The organism is Paraburkholderia sp. GAS348, from assembly GCF_050434205.1.
In the GTDB taxonomy this organism is placed as follows: Bacteria; Pseudomonadota; Gammaproteobacteria; order Burkholderiales; family Burkholderiaceae; genus Paraburkholderia.
This window is the reverse complement of the sequence record NZ_JBNPVT010000072.1, coordinates 1-1,277: the sequence shown is the minus strand read 5'-3', so window position 1 is coordinate 1,277 and position 1,277 is coordinate 1. Positions and strand designations below refer to the sequence as shown.

The following is a 1,277-nucleotide window of genomic DNA, read 5'->3' as shown; positions in this document are numbered from 1 at the left end:
CGCGCCGAGTCGCTGCATCTGACGGCAGCGGCACGTGCCGCGAATTCGGCCGGTCTGCCCGCTGCGCTGTTCGACAAACTGGGTTTGAAGGAAGGCGACGCCGTGCGCGTGCGCCAGGGCGAGCAATCGGTGCAGTTGCCGGCCGTGCGCGACGCGAATCTTGCGGAGACGGTCGTCCGCGTATCGGCGGCTACGCCTGCCGGTGCAGCGCTGGGCAGCCTGTTCGGTGAACTGCTGGTGGAGAAGGCGTAAATGAGCTTGTTCGATACGATCAACTCGGGCGGCACCCAGCTTCTCGGTGTGGCATGGCCCACGGTGTGGGCACTGGTGCGCATCCTGGTGGTGGCCGTCGTGATCCTGCTGTGCGTGGCGTACCTGATTCTGTGGGAGCGCAAGCTGATCGGCTGGATGCACGTGCGTCTCGGCCCGAACCGCGTGGGCCCCGCAGGCTTGCTGCAGCCGATCGCCGACGTGCTGAAGCTGTTGCTGAAAGAAGTGATCCAGCCGGCCCAGGCGAGCCGCTGGATCTACATGATCGCGCCGATCATGGTGGTGGTGCCGGCCTTCGCGGTGTGGGCGGTGATTCCGTTCCAGGCGGGCGCGGTGCTCGGCGACATCAACGCGGGTCTCCTGTACGCGATGGCGATTTCGTCAGTCGGTGTGTACGGCGTGATCCTGGCGGGCTGGGCGTCGAACTCGAAATACGCGTTTCTCGGCGCCATGCGCGCGGCCGCTCAGATGGTCTCGTACGAAATCTCGATGGGCTTCGCCCTCGTCGTCGTGCTGATGACCTCGGGCAGCCTGAATCTGTCGGATATCGTGACGTCGCAGGAGCGCGGCATCTTCGCCGGCTACGGCTTGAATTTCCTGTCGTGGAACTGGCTGCCGCTCCTGCCGATGTTCGTCGTGTACTTCATCTCGGGCATCGCCGAAACGAACCGTCACCCGTTCGACGTGGTGGAAGGGGAGTCGGAAATCGTCGCGGGCCACATGATCGATTACTCGGGGATGGCGTTCGCGCTGTTCTTCCTCGCCGAGTACATCAACATGATCGTGATCTCGGCATTGGCTGCAACACTGTTCCTCGGCGGCTGGAGCGCACCGTTCGGCTTCCTGTCGTTCGTCCCGGGCATCGTATGGCTCGTCGCCAAGGTTTTCCTGCTGCTGTCGGTATTCATCTGGGCGCGTGCCACGTTCCCGCGCTATCGCTATGACCAGATCATGCGTCTGGGCTGGAAGATTTTTATTCCGGTTTGCGTGGTGTGGCTCATCGTGGT

The 1,277-nt window shown here is 63.3% G+C and carries 1 protein-coding gene and 1 pseudogene; both read left to right on the top strand.

What is annotated here, in order from left to right:
• Nucleotides 1-252 (top strand): annotated as a pseudogene (locus tag P3T22_RS33250) (NADH-quinone oxidoreductase subunit NuoG); the annotation flags it as partial.
• Nucleotides 253-1,277 (top strand): NADH-quinone oxidoreductase subunit NuoH (gene nuoH / locus P3T22_RS33245; RefSeq protein ID WP_429327287.1); only part of this gene is annotated, 1,025 nt, incomplete at its 3' end. It lies immediately after the preceding pseudogene.